Origin of the sequence: Oceanobacillus sp. FSL W7-1281, assembly GCF_037969835.1 — a bacterium.
Classification (GTDB): domain Bacteria; phylum Bacillota; class Bacilli; order Bacillales; family Amphibacillaceae; genus Oceanobacillus; species Oceanobacillus oncorhynchi.
In genome coordinates this window covers 3,855,789-3,872,537 of sequence record NZ_CP150214.1, presented here as the reverse complement: position 1 = coordinate 3,872,537, position 16,749 = coordinate 3,855,789, and the positions used below count along the sequence as shown (strand labels likewise).

General features: G+C 38.7%; 15 protein-coding genes and 1 pseudogene. 14 read left to right on the top strand and 2 right to left on the bottom strand.

What is annotated here, in order from left to right; genetic code table 11:
- Positions 1–248 precede the first annotated feature (248 nt).
- Positions 249–1,775, bottom strand: a complete 1,527-nt coding sequence (gene ppx / locus MKX55_RS19065; RefSeq protein WP_339234188.1) for an exopolyphosphatase — start codon at positions 1,773–1,775, stop codon at positions 249–251.
- 164 nt (positions 1,776–1,939) lie between these two features.
- Here ppx and MKX55_RS19060 point away from each other — a divergent pair, with 164 nt between their 5' ends.
- The 11 genes from MKX55_RS19060 to MKX55_RS19010 all read left to right on the top strand — a co-directional run bounded on the left by MKX55_RS19060 (position 1,940) and on the right by MKX55_RS19010 (position 11,014).
- Complete coding sequence (locus MKX55_RS19060; protein WP_339234186.1) at positions 1,940–2,218, top strand: spore coat protein; 279 nt, start codon at positions 1,940–1,942, stop codon at positions 2,216–2,218.
- A 153-nt stretch (positions 2,219–2,371) separates the two neighbouring features.
- Positions 2,372–3,385, top strand: a complete 1,014-nt coding sequence (locus MKX55_RS19055; RefSeq protein WP_339234184.1) for a LacI family DNA-binding transcriptional regulator — start codon at positions 2,372–2,374, stop codon at positions 3,383–3,385.
- A 14-nt stretch (positions 3,386–3,399) separates the two neighbouring features.
- Positions 3,400–3,957, top strand: a complete 558-nt coding sequence (gene hxlB, locus MKX55_RS19050) for a 6-phospho-3-hexuloisomerase (protein ID WP_339234182.1) — start codon at positions 3,400–3,402, stop codon at positions 3,955–3,957.
- An 11-nt stretch (positions 3,958–3,968) separates the two neighbouring features.
- Entirely contained in the window at positions 3,969–4,595 is a 627-nt protein-coding gene (locus MKX55_RS19045; protein ID WP_339234180.1) for a bifunctional 4-hydroxy-2-oxoglutarate aldolase/2-dehydro-3-deoxy-phosphogluconate aldolase, read from the top strand.
- Between the two features lie 132 nt (positions 4,596–4,727).
- The gene (locus tag MKX55_RS19040; protein WP_339234178.1) at positions 4,728–5,759 is read left to right on the top strand and encodes a TRAP transporter substrate-binding protein; all 1,032 of its coding nucleotides are present in this window, start codon (positions 4,728–4,730) and stop codon (positions 5,757–5,759) included.
- 12 nt (positions 5,760–5,771) lie between these two features.
- Positions 5,772–6,257, top strand: coding sequence for a TRAP transporter small permease (locus tag MKX55_RS19035; protein WP_339234175.1), 486 nt, complete (start codon positions 5,772–5,774; stop codon positions 6,255–6,257).
- Positions 6,257–7,543: a TRAP transporter large permease gene (locus tag MKX55_RS19030; RefSeq protein WP_339234173.1), complete on the top strand. Its 1,287-nt coding sequence runs from the start codon at positions 6,257–6,259 to the stop codon at positions 7,541–7,543. Before MKX55_RS19035 ends, MKX55_RS19030 begins: the two co-directional genes overlap by 1 nt.
- 33 nt (positions 7,544–7,576) lie before the next feature.
- Positions 7,577–8,251 (top strand): ribose 5-phosphate isomerase A, encoded by a 675-nt coding sequence (gene rpiA, locus MKX55_RS19025; protein ID WP_339238583.1) that lies wholly within the window; start codon positions 7,577–7,579, stop codon positions 8,249–8,251.
- Between the two features lie 23 nt (positions 8,252–8,274).
- Positions 8,275–9,225: a sugar kinase gene (locus MKX55_RS19020; RefSeq protein ID WP_339234170.1), complete on the top strand. Its 951-nt coding sequence runs from the start codon at positions 8,275–8,277 to the stop codon at positions 9,223–9,225.
- 12 nt (positions 9,226–9,237) lie between these two features.
- On the top strand, positions 9,238–9,852 hold the full coding sequence (gene hxlA / locus MKX55_RS19015; protein ID WP_339234168.1) for a 3-hexulose-6-phosphate synthase: 615 nt from the start codon (positions 9,238–9,240) through the stop codon (positions 9,850–9,852).
- Between the two features lie 199 nt (positions 9,853–10,051).
- A complete protein-coding gene (locus MKX55_RS19010; protein ID WP_339234165.1) occupies positions 10,052–11,014 on the top strand; it encodes a Gfo/Idh/MocA family oxidoreductase in 963 nt (320 codons plus the stop codon).
- A gap of 169 nt (positions 11,015–11,183) precedes the next feature.
- Here MKX55_RS19010 and MKX55_RS19005 read toward each other — a convergent pair whose 3' ends face one another.
- Positions 11,184–11,654, bottom strand: coding sequence for an Hsp20/alpha crystallin family protein (locus MKX55_RS19005; protein ID WP_339179732.1), 471 nt, complete (start codon positions 11,652–11,654; stop codon positions 11,184–11,186).
- Between the two features lie 285 nt (positions 11,655–11,939).
- On the opposite strand from MKX55_RS19005, the gene MKX55_RS19000 reads away from it, so the two are divergent.
- The 3 genes and pseudogenes from MKX55_RS19000 to purU all read left to right on the top strand — a co-directional run bounded on the left by MKX55_RS19000 (position 11,940) and on the right by purU (position 16,703).
- Positions 11,940–13,835, top strand: a complete 1,896-nt coding sequence (locus MKX55_RS19000) for a zinc-ribbon domain-containing protein (protein WP_339179730.1) — start codon at positions 11,940–11,942, stop codon at positions 13,833–13,835.
- Between the two features lie 351 nt (positions 13,836–14,186).
- Positions 14,187–15,607, top strand: a pseudogene (locus MKX55_RS18995) (transposase).
- 202 nt (positions 15,608–15,809) lie between these two features.
- Positions 15,810–16,703 (top strand): formyltetrahydrofolate deformylase, encoded by an 894-nt coding sequence (purU, locus tag MKX55_RS18990; RefSeq protein ID WP_042535773.1) that lies wholly within the window; start codon positions 15,810–15,812, stop codon positions 16,701–16,703.
- The last annotated feature ends 46 nt before the right edge of the window (positions 16,704–16,749 follow it).

The following is a 16,749-nucleotide window of genomic DNA, read 5'->3' as shown; positions in this document are numbered from 1 at the left end:
ACTACGCTTTCCATGGGCTTGCGCTCAGCCTCCTCGAAAAAAAGAAGTTCGCTTTTTTTCTGCGGGGTCTTCACACTTCGCTTTCCCATAGGAGTCTACGTATTTTTCCTCTGGGACTGCGATTACTCGTCCCATCAAAAACCGTCGCTAGATAGGTTTTATTACTATCTGTGTAATATTTAAGAAAATTCATTAACCTGACAACATTGGACCTGTAATAGTGCCCATGCAAGCTTACCTTCTTACCATTACAAATCAATAAATTCCAGATCTGCTTCTTTTCCAATTGCTTTTTCCAGATGCTTTTTCTGTTTTTCTGCCTGGTATTCTTCCGGCATGGGATTGCCTTTTGTATATATACGAATAATGAGGGTCTTTTTCTTTGATGTAAACTCTATTTTTTCGACAATCTGCCTTTTGGTCGCGTCTAAGCAATAAGTGAATTTTAATAAAGATCCCAAATCTAATAATTTCTGGCGCTCTTCCTTTAGGAACCATGATTTATAGGGCTGAATAAATTGCTTGAAGACGGTTTTATTTTTAAACGAAGCAACCAGTGCAAGCTTCAGACGTTCCCGGTGCTCTAATCCATCAATGGTACGATTAGCCAGAAGGTAGAAGGTATGCTGCGGGCTTGACTCGGAATCAATATATTCTCCGAGATTAAATAAATAGCTTGCCATTTTAAGCAGCTTCCGGTCCTGCTTGTCCAGATGAATCAGTCCATTTTCTTTGCAAAAATTAAATACTTGCCCGGTCAGGTTTTGGACATGGCTGATATGTTTACGATTCAGGTCAAAGTCATTCACGAGCTCCTGAATGCTTTCCTCTAATACATTTGGAAAGAGGGAGGAATCGGATTGCTTGGCTAAATGCTCATACAATACGCCATCCCGCAGCCCTTTACGGCTTAGGATCAAGCTTTCTGCCTGAACCGTCTGATAGAGGCAGTGAAAGACTTCGATTGCTGGAATAATAATGTCCGCTCTGTCTTTGGAAAGTCCTTCTACTTTAGCTAATTTAGTTGGTTTCAGGGAGGTCAAATGATTGCTTACTTCCATAATATCCTTTTGGAACATTTGATACTCATGCAGACCTGCAAGCGGATAAGACTCCAGATTTTGATGGACTTGAGCCAGGTTACGCGCACTTCCACCGATAGCAACCAATTTGACCTCTTTGTCCGCCAGCCATGGAAGTGTTGCAAATTGTTCCTTTAAATAATGACGCAGCTTGGAGAGCTCTTCGGTTGTCGGAATGGGCTTGTGGAAGAAATCCTTTAAGGTAAGCGCCCCAAAAGGAAAACTGTGTGATTCCTTGAGTTCGCGGTTCTCAAAATAGGTCACTTCCGTACTTCCCCCGCCGATATCTACGGTAACTCCTTCTGTGAGAGAGGTAGAATGGATAACTGCTAAATAGCCATAGTAGGCTTCTTCCTGTTCACTTAAAATACGGATATTTAATCCTGTCCGCTCCACGATTTGGGTTTCAATTTCTTTTTTATTCTCTGCTTGCCGGACAGCTGCTGTAGCCGCACAGATGGTGTCCTGTAAGGTATAGGTAGCCAGCACTTCCTGAAAGCTTTTCAATGTATCAATTAAACGGTCAATCCCGGCCTGGTTTAAGGTATTATCTTCTTCTAAGAAGGTACGCAGTCTGGAGGAGGCTTTAACGTTTTCTATTTCTTTCAGCCGGTTCCCCTTTGTTTTTTCGTAAATGACTAAACGCATAGTGTTGGAGCCAATATCGATGATTGCATAATGTTGCTTCTTCATTTCTTCCGCCTCCTGTTGTTTTGTCTGATTTTTCTTTTAGTTTAACACACTTGCAGAAAAAATAAGTTGTCTGCGGTGGGAATAAAAATAAGAAAAGCCTTCAATTATCACTTCCCTGGGTAAATGCATATCTTGGTAGGAAGCAATGGAAGGAGGGCAATGGAATGAATGAATTCAAAGTACCTGCAGAAAATCAGCAGGGGATGTATCCATATAACTTTTATAACCCTGCCGGATTAAATAATCAATTCAATTATCAAGAAGTCAGAAGGCCATATCACCATCCAAGACCATTTTATGGGAATCCTGTATTTGGATTTGGCGTGCCTTTTTTGGGAGGATTGGCGACAGGGTTACTGCTAGATGACATAGGAGGACCGCCGCCATATTATCCTTATCCTCCATACTATCCATATCCGCCGTATGGCTATTATCCCTATTAGTGATATTATTTTTAGAAAAGGTAAGCAAAGTATTTTGTTGCTTGCCTTTTAGCATGGTAGCAATTAAAAAAAGACTTGTAAAACGCTTTCTATTGATTTATACTACACCTAAATCGATTTACTAAACCGATTTATAAATAATGAGTTAAACAGGTGAAGCAGATGAAAACAATAACAATGGCAGATGTTGCTAAGCATGCAGGAGTGTCTAAAAGTACAATTTCTCAATATTTGAATGGTCGTTTCGATTATATGAGCAAAGAGACACGTATCAAAATTGAACAGTCTGTGAAGGATTTAGGTTATTATCCAAATATGGTGGCTCGCAGCCTAAAGCAGAAAACCTCAACGACCATCGGTGTTATTGTAGCAAATATTCTTCATGTATTTTCAACACAGGTAATACGAGCAATTGAGGATTTTTGTCATGACAAAGGATTCCATGTGATTGTATGCAATGCAGATGATCAACCTGAGAAAGAAAAAAAATATATTGAAATGCTAAAGGCTAAACAGGTGGATGGAATTATTGCTTTTCCTACTGGCGGTAATGTAGAGCTATATCAACAGCTTTTGGACGAGGAGTATCCATTAGTGTTTATGGACCGAATTGTAAAAGAATTGAAGGTAGATTCGATACTTTTGGACAATGAGGAAGCGTCAAGACTAGCTGCCGATACTTTATTGGAGGGTGGTTATAAGCATATCGCAATGATTAGTCCGCCTTTACTTGAACAGGTAACACCAAGAGTGGAGCGTGTAAATGCTTTTCAAAAATTTATTCAGCAGAAAGGCAAAGACAGTCCAAAAATTTCTTTAGTTACCGGGAAGATCAGTACGATATATGAAAAGCTAGATGCATTGTTTCAAAAGGACAAACATCCAGATGCTATTTTTGCCATTAATGATCGTGTGCTGCATGAGATACTCTCATTTTTAAATAAGAGAAATATGAGGATACCAGATGATGTAGCAATCATTAATGTGGATGATGTATCTTTCGCGGATTTCTATAATCCGCCCCTTACAACAATTTCTCAGCCTGCTTTTGATATGGGAAAAAAAGCAGCTGAAAACTTATTTGAAGTCATTTTAAAAGAAAAAACTGATAAACATTCGGAAACAGTACGATTCAAGCCAATTCTTGTACGAAGAAAATCTTGTTAAGGAGGATACTCTATATGAAAGATATATTGGAAACAGTAGCTGGAGAGATGCAGGAAGTATTGACACAGGTTGATGCAAATCAAACGGTAGAACTGGCGGAGAAAATTCAAAAAGCAAATCGAATATTTATTGCGGGAACAGGCAGATCTGGTCTTGCGGGGAAAATGTTTGCAATGCGTTTGATGCACAGTGGCTATCCGGTATTTGTAGTAGGAGAAACAATTACACCAAGTCTGGAATCAGGCGACTTATTATTATTAATATCCGGTTCTGGCGGAACAGTATCTCTTTTACATTATGCGAAAAAAGCAAACGAAATTGAAGCGTCCGTTGCATTGGTTACAACAAATCCACAATCAGCAATTGGCGAGTACAGCAATTTGATTGTCCGCATTCCAGCCGCTACAAAAAAACGGTTAGAAGCAGAACCAAAAACCATTCAGCCGCTAGGAAGTCAGTTTGATCAGTCTGCGCATCTTGTCTTAGACAGCATGGTTGTTTATTTATTGAAGGCATATCCAGGAAATCGCAGTGAAGCAAGTCTGAATCAAAAACATACTAATTTAGAATAGGAGACTTTGAAATGACTATTATTGAAGGAATCAAAAAAGAGAAAGTAGTAGCTGTTATTCGCAAATCTAGTGAAGAAAATATTGTAGGAATTCTGGAAGCTTTGGCAGAAGGCGGGATTCATCATGTAGAAATTACTGCGGAAACACCAAATGTGAATGCGATTATTAAAAAAGCAGTCGCAAATGTAGATGAATCGATTAAAGTTGGTGCTGGTACTGTACTGGACCCAGAGACAGCACGTTCTGTTATTTTAGCAGGAGCTGCGTTTGTTGTTGCGCCGACATGGAATCTAGAAACATTGCAGCTTTGTCAGCGCTATGGAATAGAGCATATCCCAGGTGTTTTAACACCAACTGAAATAACAACTGCATATGAACATGGCGCCCGGATGGTAAAGGTATTTCCTGCTGATGCAATGGGGCCAAAGTATATTAAAAATATCCGTGGGCCGCTTCCTCATGTAACAGCGATGGTAACAGGCGGAATTACCAAGGATAATTTGAAAGAATATCTGGATAATGGCAGTGCGGCAGTCGGCCTTGGCAGTAACTTAGTTGATGCTTCTAAACTAAAAACAGAAGAAGATTATCAAGAATTGACAGCACGTGCGAAGGAATTTATAGAATTAGCAAAGTAAGAAATAGATAAATAGAAAAGTGAATTGCAGAAACGAGGTTAAAGTTAGGGCCTCATCTTGATTAGTACTCGTTTCTGCTAGCAACGCTTTCATGCATTTCATTTTTAATTATATAGAAGGAGGATACACACTATGAAATTTAATAAATGCGCTTTCATTTTTAGTGTGTTTACTATAGTATGTCTTTTCTTAACAGCTTGTGGGAATGACGAACTCGAAGTCGAGGACGATGGTACGCTGAAAATTATTGCAGCACACAACCAGACATCACCAGATAATCCTTACCAAGCTGGACTTTTGAAATTTAAAGAAGTCGTGGAAGAAGAGTCAGATGGCAAGATAGAAGTGGAGGTTCATGCTGGAACAATTGGAACAGAGGAATCTGAACTAGTGGAAAAAATTCAGCTGGGGGCTGCTGATGTTGTCGTTGTTTCACCTGGATTTATGACACAGGCAGGTATTCGAGAGGTTGATTTATTCTCTGCTCCGTACTTATTTACGGATTATGACCATTGGCTTCGTACGGTAGATGGAGAAGTTGGAGAAGAGATGGCACAAATTATTAATGAAAAATCGAATAACTCATTTAAGCTTTTAGGTTATTGGTCAGCAGGGACAAGGCATTACTATGGGAAAAGACCAGTTGAAACAGTGGAGGATATGAGAGGATTATCGTTTCGAACACAGACATCAGGCGTAGTATCTGACTTCTGGACGCAGGTGGGTGCTATTCCATCCGGGATCTCGTGGGGAGAATTATATCAAGGGTTACAGCAGGATGTGGTAGATTCTTCTGAAAACGCATACCCTTTCTTTGTACAGCAATCTCACCATACCACACCAAATGGAAAGTATATCAGTGAGACGGCGCATGATTATACCACACGTTTTCTTCTAATGAATGGAGAGAAGTTTGATAATTTAAGTGCAGATCAGCAGCAAATTATTTTGGATGCGGCAGAAGCTTCTGTTGAAACAGAACGAGAAGTGACTTTAGAACAAGATGAAGAATATAAACAGCAGGCAATTGATGATGGAGCTGAGATCAATGACGTAGATCGGGAACCATTTATTGAAGTGGCGCAACCTATTTTAGATGAATTTGCAAAGGAAATTGAAGTAGAAGAAATGCTTGAGAAAATCCGCACTCTAGCAGAAGAGTAAGGGGGAGATCACATGAAAAAATTTATACAAGCGTTGGAGAAAGTACAAATTGTTATCGGAGTTCTTTTCCTATGTGTCTTCTTTTGTGTCATTGTTTTACAAATTATAACGAGACATTTAGGAATCTCCGTCATCTGGACAGAAGAAGCGGCAAACTATTCATTTATTTGGGCAGTATTTATGGGAGCGGCTATTATGGTAAATCGCCGAGAACATTTTAATTTTGATTTCCTGCAGCAAAAGCTTCAAGGGAAAAAACGTATTTATTTAAGTCTTTTTAATGATACCGTTTTAATTATTTTTAATGTATGCATCTTTTTACTAGGTTTACAGATTGTCAGTGAATTTTGGAATTATACATGGTCAACGCTTCCAGACATGAAGATGGGGTATGTATGGATTGCGATACCAATTATGGCAGGGACAATGTTGATTTATACGTTGTTTCACATGGTGCAGCATGTACAGAAGCTTAAAGTCAAGGAGGTGCATGAATAATGGGATTTTTGCTCGTAGGTTTATTCTTAGTATTAATGATTATCGGTGTACCGATTGCTTTTGTAATTGGAATTATTGCTTTAATCGGTATTTTAAGTATCCCTTATACACCAGAAGCAACCGTTGCTATGTCAATGGTGAATGGCCTTGATTCGTTCGTACTATTAGCTGTTCCGCTATTTATTCTGGCAGCCAACTTGATGAATTCGGGAAAAATATCTGAAAAATTGATTGACTTTGCGTTAGCCATTGTTGGACCGATTCGTGGGGGGCTAGCACATGCGAATGTGCTCGTTTCGATGATGTTTGCAGGTGTATCTGGGGCAGCACAGGCAGATACAGCTGGTGTAGGTAAAATTCTTATTCCAAGCATGCTTCGTAAAGGCTATGATAAAGAAACATCTGTTGGGGTTACCGCAGCATCTTCAACAGTTGGAGTGGTTATTCCTCCAAGTATTCCGATGATTATTTTTGCTGGACTGACGAATGCTTCGGTGGGAGCTCTATTTCTGGGAGGAATCATCCCGGGGATTTTAATTGGTTTAGCTATGATGATATTAATTTACGTGATAGCTGTTAAAAAGGACTATCCAAGAGATAAACGTGTGGAGATGAAAAAACTTTTCAAATTATTTCTCGATGCTTTTCCTGCATTATTAACACCTGTCATCATCATTGGCGGTATTATAACTGGGTTTTTCACAGCTACAGAAGCTGCAGCAGTAGCATCGATTTATACAGCAATTGTTTGTATGTTCTATTATAAAACATTAAAAATAAAAGATTTTCCAAAGATATTATTTGATACGTTAGCTCTTAGCTCTCTATCTTTATTTGCACTTGCGGCAGCCAGTGCACTTGGAGAATTAATGAGTTATTATCAGCTAGGGGCAATAGCGCAGGAGTTTTTCGATAATAATATTGGTTCACGTTGGTTATTTATTATTATTATTATTGCCTTCTTCTTGTTTGTTGGCACATTTATGGATGCCATTCCAGCGATGATTTTGTTTGTTCCGATTATTTTACCAACTGCTTTAGAATTTGGAATAGACCCAGTGCATTTAGGATTAATGGTGGTTATTACACTTGCTATTGGCCTAATTACGCCGCCGTATGGGCTCTGTCTATTACTCGCCGCGAAGATAGGGAATATGTCGATAGAACGATCCTTTGTAGCAGTAATTCCATATATTGCAATTATCTTGATCGTTCTGTTGTTCGTTGCATTCTTCCCGAATATTGCATTCTATATTCCTAAATTAATTAATCCAGCCTTGTTTTAATGAAGAACTCTAAGAGGAAGGAAGTTTAAAATGATGGAAATATCAGATAAACAGCGTGCTGCAGAAAAAGCAGCTGAAAAAGTAAAAGATGGAATGATACTTGGAATAGGGTCTGGTTCAACGGTAAATTATATGTTAAGAAAACTTGCTGAGCGAATAGAAGAAGAAGGAATTCAGATAAAGGGGATTCCTTCTTCTAAAAAATCAGAGAAATTAGCAAGGGAACTTGGAATTCCGCTGACAACTTTTACTGAGAATAATTATATAGACCTTGCTATTGATGGAGCAGATGAGATAGATGAGCAGCTTCATCTTTCTAAAGGAGGCGGAGGTTCACTTTTTCGTGAAAAGATGGTAGATAATATTGCCGATTATTTTATTGTTATTGCAGGAGCAGATAAACTGGTTAAAAGATTAGGAGCATTTCCTTTACCTGTAGAAGTAGTTCCCTTTGGCTGGAAAATAACTGAAAAAAGGATCCAAAAACTAGGATGTCGAACAACCTTACGCTATCGGAATGAAAAGCAATTTGTTTCGGACAACGGCAATTATATTATTGATTGTCAATTTGAAACGATTGATGAGCCAGAAAAACTGCATAAGGAAATAAAATCGCTACTTGGTGTAGTAGAAACAGGAATATTCGCAAATATGGCGGATGAAGTGATTATTTCGGAAAACGGAAAATTACGATCAATTAAACGCTAGAAATGAATTTTGGAGGGAATAGAATGAAAGATGTTATTACTATGGGAGAGGCAATGATTGTTTTTAATCCAGATGCGACAGGTCCGATGAAATTTGTAAATGGGTTTAAAAAACATATCGGAGGTGCCGAACTTAATGTTGCGGTCGGCTGTTCCAGACTCGGCCTAAATACAGGATATATCAGCCGTCTGGGAAATGATGAGTTTGGTAAGACGATTCTTACCTTTGCAAGAGGCGAAGGAATTGATGTAAAAGAAGTGAATTTAGTAGACGGTTATCCTACTTCATTAAATTTTAAAGAAATTATGGAGGATGGCAGTGTAAAAGTTTTTTTTTACCGTGATAAGTCGCCTACATTAACCATGAAACCAGAAGCATTAAATGAGTCATATATTAAAAATGCACGTGTACTGCATTTGACAGGTATCTTTCCAGCAATTGGCGGAAACAATTTAGAAGTCATGATGGAATCTATTCGTCTTGCCAAAAAGCATGGTGTGAAAATTTCTTTTGACCCCAATATCCGTCTTAAAATGTGGACAAAAGAAGAGGCGAGGAAAGTATTATTAACTATTCTTCCACATGTGGATATTTTACTTACTGGTGAAGATGAAATGGATATTATTGTCGGAGAGAGTGAACCGGAAGCAATTATAGAGAAAACAAAGGAATTTAATATTCCAACCGTTATAATTAAACGCGGCGAGCTTGGGTCAGTTGGATACCATCAAGGAAAGACAATCAAAGCGGATCCTGTGAAAGCTTCAAAAGTTGTGGATACAGTCGGTGCGGGTGATGGATTTGATGCTGGATTTCTTTATGGTTTTTTAAATGGCTGGGACTTAGAGCGCAGTCTGCACTTTGCTAATACGATCGGTTCCATGGTTGTCAGTATTGCTGGAGATAATGAGGGACTTCCATACTACGAAGATGTTCAAGAGAGACTGGGGGAAGTAGAACGTATTGAACGTTAAGGAGGACAGACAATGAGACTGCAATTAGCATTGGATAGATTATCAAGGGGCAGATGTATTCAACTGACAGAGGATACAAAGGAATATGTCGATATTATTGAAATTGGTACAGGAGTTATTAAAGAATATGGTATGTCCATTATTCGTGAGATGCGTGAGCTTTTTCCATATAAAACAATTCTGGCAGATATGAAAACCTGTGATGCAGCGAAACATGAGGTGAAACAGGCCCTGGAAGCAGGGGCAGATATAACGACAGTGATGGCCTTCTCAGCTAATGCGTCTATTAAAGATGCATTGCAGGAAGCAGACAAACGAGGCGGACAAATAATGATTGATTTACTGGGCATGCAATCCAAACATCGAGTAGAAGAATTAGCTTCATTAGGGACAGAACTGGTATGCCTTCACGTAGGAAAAGATCAGCAAAGTACAGGAGCTTTTCATAAAGATTTATTCAAATTAACAGAAGGAACAGGCTTAGCAGTAGCTGTTGCTGGCGGGATTAACGAAGGTGTAATGCCAGACATTGTGGAAAACCATCCAGATATTATTATTGTCGGCAGCACGATAACTGGACAGGAAAATCCAAAGAAAATAGCAGGTAAATTAAAATCTTTTATGTAAAATATTTTACCAAGAATAACACAGGTTGCAGGAACCTGTGTTATTCTATTAATTAAGCAATATTCTGCCGATTTTTTCTTATAAGGAAAAAACATGCTATTTTTTAAAATTCGAATGATTTTTAGTATAATGTAAAAAATAGCTCAGATAACAAATATTAAAATGAAAAGTTATTAAATCACAGGAAAGGTTGGTTAGTATGAAATTAGGCACAATTGGATCAGGTAAGATTGTTCAGGAGATGCTGCGGGCAATAGAACCGGTTGAAGAAGTAAACTGTGTTGCTGCATATTCCAGAAAACAAGAAACAGCGGATGGATTAGCCGACGAGTTTCAAATCCCGAAAACCTATACATCTTTGGAAGAATTTTTTGCTGATGAAGAGATAGATACCGTATATATTGCTTCCCCTAATCAACTGCATAAACAGCAGGCGCTTCAAGCGATAGAAAATAAAAAGCATGTTATTTGTGAAAAGCCGTTCACGCCGACTGCCAAGGAAGCGAAGGAGCTGAAGGAGGCAGCGATACAAAATCAAGTGTTTGTTTTTGAAGCTATCCCTACTTTGTTTTTACCTAACTTTCTAGAGCTGTCCAAGCATATTGAACGATTAGGGCCTATCCGGCTAATTCAATGTAATTACAGCCAGTATTCCAGCCGCTATGATCAATTAAAAGCTGGAGAGGTGACCAATATGTTTAATCCTGCGTTTGCAGGCGGTGCATTGGCGGATATCAATATCTATAATCTCCATTTTGTATTGCGTTTATTTGGCAAGCCGGAAGAGGTTACTTATAAAGCGAATTTGTATGAAAATGGCATAGATACTTCCGGTATCGCTTTACTTTCCTATCCAGGTTTTCAAGCAAGCTGTGTCGGATCGAAGGACACCACTGGTGAAAATTTTGTATCGATTCAGGGAGAAGAAGGGTATATGTATATCAAGCCTGGCGCAAATGGTGCAAGAAATGTCAAAATCACGATTGATGGAAAAACAAAGGACATCTCTGTAAAACAGGACCGGGCAAGACTTTCCTATGAGTTTATTCATATCAATAAAATTATTAAAAATCATGATGAGAAAGTATTTGAGGAATTAATCGATCATACGATTGCAGCCGCTGAAGTGTTAGAGGATGCACGGAGTCAGGTCGGATTATAAAACGGAACTTCATTTAATGGGAGTTTTTTGCTTTTTTTCATGATAAAAGAATAAAAAAATCGCTGTATGAAAACTGTCATACGGCGATTTTTATTGGGGAATTAATTCGCAGAAGCAGGCTTGCTGCGAATTTTCCTGCAGTTCATTGTATGACTTTGTCAGCTGCTTATTAGTCTTCAATATCTATTATATGGGGAGATATGGATTGATTTGGGATTTTTATGATTAAAATTCCATTCTCAAGGGTTGCCGTGATGCTTTTTTTTGGTATATTAAAAGGGAGTGTAATAATGCGTTCTTTCCGCTCGATGGCTTTTTTATTTACGTTTTCTTTTTCAGTCTGTACGGATAGGCTTTCGTCCTTATTTAATATTATTTTTATTTGATTTCCTATGATTTCAATTTGAATATCCTGCCGGCGGTATCCAGGAACTTCTGCTTTTACATAAACGTGATTTTTTTCCTCTATGATTTCTGCGGGAAAATCATTAAGTATCTGGCCCTGGAATGATTTAAAAGAGCGTGAAAATAAATTATCCATTCGATCGACGAACTCTTGGAAGGGGGTAAAATCAATATTCCAATTTTCAGGGAAAACTTTTTTCTTATCAGAACGGGAATCATGCTTATCGGAATCCATTAAAAAACCTCCTAAAGATAACTTTTGATTATTTCTTACACGAGGCGGGAGCTGTATCTATTATGGAATCAGCCTATGGTTGTGACGTGATAAGAATATTGTATGCAGGCAGTGCAGAAGCTGTGCGCATATGACATATAAGAAAAGAGTGCAGAAAATAATGTTGTAATTTTCTGTTTCCTGTACATAGGCATTGTTAAAAAACGAGAGGAAGCGTTTGTTTTTCCATTATATATAAGGAAAAGCAATAGGCGTTCATGCTACGAAAAAGAGGGAGAGAAAAGATTGAGTAAATTTTGTAAAGAATGTGGAAAGCCAATTGGGGACGGAGCGCAATTTTGTAAGCATTGCGGAACAAAGGTAAGCAGCGAGGCGCCAAAACATAAAGCCATAGCGCCGGAAACGGAAAAAGAAGCTGCAGAGAAGAAAACACCGATAGAGCAAGCTGGCAAGGAAGAAAATCAGACACGAAGCGAGCAGCAGACACGACAGGTGAATAAAGAAAAGAAGCCGATGACAAAAAAGAAAAAAATATTGACAGGAATACTTGGCGTCATTGCATTATGTGTCATTGGTTTAGGTATTTGGGGATATAGGTATTATTCTGAGGAAAACACGGCAGATCGTTTTGCAAGTGCGATGGCTGAGGGAGATACTGAAACGATTCAAAAGATGATGACAGTAGACGGCAAGGAGCTTTCTGCTGAGGAGGCCAATGCTTTGGCTGCGATGAGGGAAGAGGAGGAATTCGCTTTTATCAGTGAGGGAGATTCCGAAGTGCTATTTGACGAACTTCCTGTTTTTGATATGGAAGAATCCAATGAAAAAGCATTCTTGTTTTTCACGCAATACGATGTAGCAGCCGAGCCGCAGTACGTTACTGTCTATTCTAATGTAGAAGGGGTGACAACAACCTTTAACGGCGGCAGCATTGAAGAGGCCGATGCATCCTCTGATTATATTGAATATGGTCCATTAGCTCCCGGGATTTATGAAGCGGCAAGCAGTTTTGAAACAGATTACGGAGAAGCTTCGAAGAGCCAGAACGTCCGGTTAATGGATACGTATAACAGCTATGATTCGGAATTAGAAGTAGGCGAAGTGACTTTCTATGAAATGTTTGCTGGTGATTTGCCGTACAATTCGATGGAATTATTGATTAATGAAGAACCCCTTGAAACGAATATGGATAGCGGTTATGTATCAGCCGGGCCGCTGTTGCTGGATGGTTCCATGGAGTTGACAGGGGTTGTCAAAGCAGATTGGGGAGATCTTGAAATTGAACCGATCGCGATTACAGACAGGGAACATGATGTGTATATTACGGATTACTTCAATGAAGAAGCTGAAGAAGAAATCAAAGAAGTCATCACAAACTTTAGTGAAAATTATGTAGAAGCAACAGCCAAGCTGGATGCATCTGTGATTGAAAATGTTTCAGATGAATTAAGTGAAGTATTAGAGGATGAACTTTTTACGTATTATGATAATGGATTCAGCGGCAGATTAGATGAAATCGGGATTGCTTTGGCAGATGCAGAATATTATGCAACAGATAACCCTGCCTTCCAAATTCCTGTGCAGCTGAATATGACAGGTACCTATGACCCTGATTCAGAGTACGAAGAAATAGAGCTGGAAGCTGTTTTTATTGTTCAATATCTTGCAGACAGCGGCGAATGGGATATGCATTATTTTTCGGATAATTTTGCTCCGGGGAATGTTGATTATGAATTTTTTGCAGCATCTGGCGAGGAGTATGAAGGTGTTGTGCTGGAGGATGAAGATGATGCTGACAGCGAGGATAACCAAGACAGCAGCTCCGGCGAAGCAGAAATTGCAGATGTTGAATTAGCCGTCGACTATTATGTTTACAGTTTAGTAGATGCGATTAACACAGGTGATTATGATCTGGTTGCTGAATACATTGCTTCTGGAAGCAGCTTAGAAACGATGCAGCGTGATTTGGTGGAGCGTTTATCGGACAGCGAAATGAGGCAGGAGGTACAGTCTGTTTCCGTGGAAGATGTGGAAGAAGTAGACTCCGAAACATGGGAAGTAACAACAAGTGAAACGATTGAATTAATATACGCCAGCGGCGAGTCAGAAACAGAAGATTATCAGTGGACTTACACGGTGGAGCTGACAGATGAAGGGTATCAGCTGACGAATTTAGAATAACCGTTACAGCCAGAGGGGAAACTTTGGCTGTATCCTTTTGATAAAACACTTGACCAGATGTGTTCTTTTCCGATAATCTATCCTTAAAGCCAAGAGGACTCCTTCCTCAAAAATTTCACGGAATTTTAGGTGGGAGGTGAATTGACGGTTTAGTACTTTAGAGGTTAAGAAAATATAAAGAATTTCTTCTTCTTTCTTCTTCTTTCTTTAAAGCAAAAGCATCATTCAGACTATCCACAAAATCTTTGTTCAGGGAAGTGGTATTTCCCTTCCTTTAATGATATTATAAAAGGTATAAAACATATGTTCGTTTTAAAAAGGGGTTAAAATAAATTGGCTGCATATAAAACCATGCAAATTTGGGTAAAAAAAGGTCATCGGATGCATGTGTATTTTCAAAACATGTGTCAACATGGAAAAAATATGCATAATACAACTAACTTTTATATCCGACAAGTTTTTACAGGTTTAAAACAAGAAAAAGGACTGCTGCCGCTTCAAGAAGAAATATTGGAAACAATCCGAAAACATTTGCCCGAAATGAATGATAACCAAATGATAGCCTATCAAAGGATGGTTGCGAAAGAAAAGGGAAAAGCCGAACCCCGGCAAAAGGAAATAAAATGTCATTTATTTGAGATGCCGTCTAACAATAATCCATATATTTATTACCGTTTTTTGGATGCATTGTTTAAAACGATGAAACAGAACGATTATCAGTCCTTACCAATCCAGTCGAGTCAAGGGATTATGAAAAAAGTATTTCAAAATTGGAAATCCTTTTATAGCAGTTTGAGAGAATATAAAAAGAACCCCACAAAATTTAGAGCATGTCCTAAAATACCAGGATATTGTCGTTCAAAAGAAAAGGAAATATCCTTTTCAAATCAAGATTGTGTGGTAAAAGAAAATAAATTCTTGAAGTTTCCTAAAACAAAAGAACGCCTAAATATTGGAAAATTAGGTTATTCTGAGGGGAAACTTAAGCAGGTCCGAGTGGTTCCAAAATATGGTCATTATGTCGTGGAATTAATTTTTCAGATTCATACAGAAGTAGAAAGGAAAGAATCAAAAAAACGTTTTCTGTCTGTTGATTTAGGTATTGATAATCTTGCAACCATTGTCACAAATACTGGCAAAAGACCGGTCTTATTGAAGGGCAAAAATATCAAATCTGTTAATCAGCGATATAATCAGTTAAAAGCCTATTATACGGGCATTATTCGGCAAGGGAAAAATACAAACGAGGGTCTGTTTACATCGAAACGTTTGGAGAAAATCAGCCAAAAAAGATTTCTTCAAATCAAAGACTTATTTCATAAGGCTAGCTTTCAAATCGTGAAAATCGCCTTGGAAGAGGATATTGATACCATCATTATCGGTCAGAATAAAGCGTGGAAACAACGCTCTGATATGGGGAAAAGAAATAACCAATCCTTTACCACTTCCCGCACAGCCTGCTTATTCAAATGATCACATACAAAGCAGAGAAGCATGGGATAACCGTGGTGTTGACAGAAGAATCTTATACGTCGAAGGCAAGCTTTCTAGATAACGATGAAATTCCTGTTTATAGTCAACACAATAAAAATGATTTATTTTCAGGCAAGCGCATCAAACGTGGTCTTTACCTTTCGAAAAGCAAAGAATGTATCAACGCAGATGTAAATGGTGCTGCAAATATAATGAAGAAAGTTTTCAAAGATGCATTTAAACATAGCTTTTCCAGTATTGAAGCTTTACGAAGGCCAGTATCTTTGATTGTAAAATAAAAGTAATCCCAGAAGGCAGGACCAATGGGATAGCGGGGTTGGGTGTTTTTAGCACACCAATGTGTCAACTCCACTGGTGGTTAATCGTCATTTTGAGAGTCGATACTCCAGAAACCCCCACTTCAAATTTCGGATGAAATTAAGTGGCGGGAGTTTTCATAGTTTACGAATATAAATAAAGTGAGGAAATTAGACAGTGAATATGTATACAGATAAACGGACGGATTTTTATAAAGACCGTTACGAAAATAGAGCAAGATTAATGATTAAATGTCCAGATCAGCCGGGAATTGTGTCTGCAATCTCTACATTTTTATGGAACCAGCAGGCAAATATCGTCACATCTAATCAATATACCCAAGATCCAAAAGGCGGCGAATTCTTTATGCGCCTTGATTTTGAATACCAGACCGGGACAGACGTGGAAAAACTGAAGCAGGAATTTCAGGAGATTGCCGATCGTTTTCAAATGGACTGGCGCCTGAGCCTGGTTCACGAGTTGAAAAATATCGCGATTTTTGTTTCGAAAGAGCCGCATTGTTTATTAGAGCTGTTATGGGAATGGCAAAGTGGCGATTTAATGGCAAATATTCCAGTGGTTATCAGCAATCATGAAAATTCCCGTAAAATGGTAGAAGCATTAGGGATTGATTTTTACCATCTGCCCGTTACGAAAGAAACCAAACCGGAGATAGAAGCGAAGCAAAAGGAAATCTTAGAGGACTACGATATTGATTTGATTGTATTGGCACGCTACATGCAAATTCTTTCTCCAACGTTTGTGGAAGTATTTAAAGATCGAATCATTAATATCCATCACTCTTTCCTGCCGGCATTTATCGGAGCCAAACCGTATGAACGTGCCTTTGAACGGGGAGTGAAAATGATTGGTGCGACATCGCATTATGTAACCAATGATTTAGATGAGGGGCCAATTATTGAACAGGGAACAGAGCCGGTCAGCCATGAGCATAATGTGGAGGACTTAAAAAAGATTGGACAATCCATTGAGCGCAGGGTATTGGCGCAGGCTGTTAAATGGCATTTAGAAGATCGAATTATTGTGCACGGAAATAAAACCATTGTATTTGAATAAAGAGAAAAGGGAATGCTGCAGATTGTTTTTGCGGCGCTCCCTTTTT

Bases quoted from the DNA above. Each gene is read 5' to 3' on its own strand.
- ppx (WP_339234188.1), bottom strand. From the start codon at position 1,775: ATGAAGAAGCAACATTATGCAATCATCGATATTGGCTCCAACACTATG.
- MKX55_RS19060 (WP_339234186.1), top strand. From the start codon at position 1,940: ATGAATGAATTCAAAGTACCTGCAGAAAATCAGCAGGGGATGTATCCA.
- hxlB (WP_339234182.1), top strand. From the start codon at position 3,400: ATGAAAGATATATTGGAAACAGTAGCTGGAGAGATGCAGGAAGTATTG.
- MKX55_RS19045 (WP_339234180.1), top strand. From the start codon at position 3,969: ATGACTATTATTGAAGGAATCAAAAAAGAGAAAGTAGTAGCTGTTATT.
- MKX55_RS19040 (WP_339234178.1), top strand. From the start codon at position 4,728: ATGAAATTTAATAAATGCGCTTTCATTTTTAGTGTGTTTACTATAGTA.
- MKX55_RS19035 (WP_339234175.1), top strand. From the start codon at position 5,772: ATGAAAAAATTTATACAAGCGTTGGAGAAAGTACAAATTGTTATCGGA.
- MKX55_RS19030 (WP_339234173.1), top strand. From the start codon at position 6,257: ATGGGATTTTTGCTCGTAGGTTTATTCTTAGTATTAATGATTATCGGT.
- rpiA (WP_339238583.1), top strand. From the start codon at position 7,577: ATGGAAATATCAGATAAACAGCGTGCTGCAGAAAAAGCAGCTGAAAAA.
- MKX55_RS19020 (WP_339234170.1), top strand. From the start codon at position 8,275: ATGAAAGATGTTATTACTATGGGAGAGGCAATGATTGTTTTTAATCCA.
- hxlA (WP_339234168.1), top strand. From the start codon at position 9,238: ATGAGACTGCAATTAGCATTGGATAGATTATCAAGGGGCAGATGTATT.
- MKX55_RS19010 (WP_339234165.1), top strand. From the start codon at position 10,052: ATGAAATTAGGCACAATTGGATCAGGTAAGATTGTTCAGGAGATGCTG.
- MKX55_RS19005 (WP_339179732.1), bottom strand. From the start codon at position 11,654: ATGGATTCCGATAAGCATGATTCCCGTTCTGATAAGAAAAAAGTTTTC.
- purU (WP_042535773.1), top strand. From the start codon at position 15,810: ATGTATACAGATAAACGGACGGATTTTTATAAAGACCGTTACGAAAAT.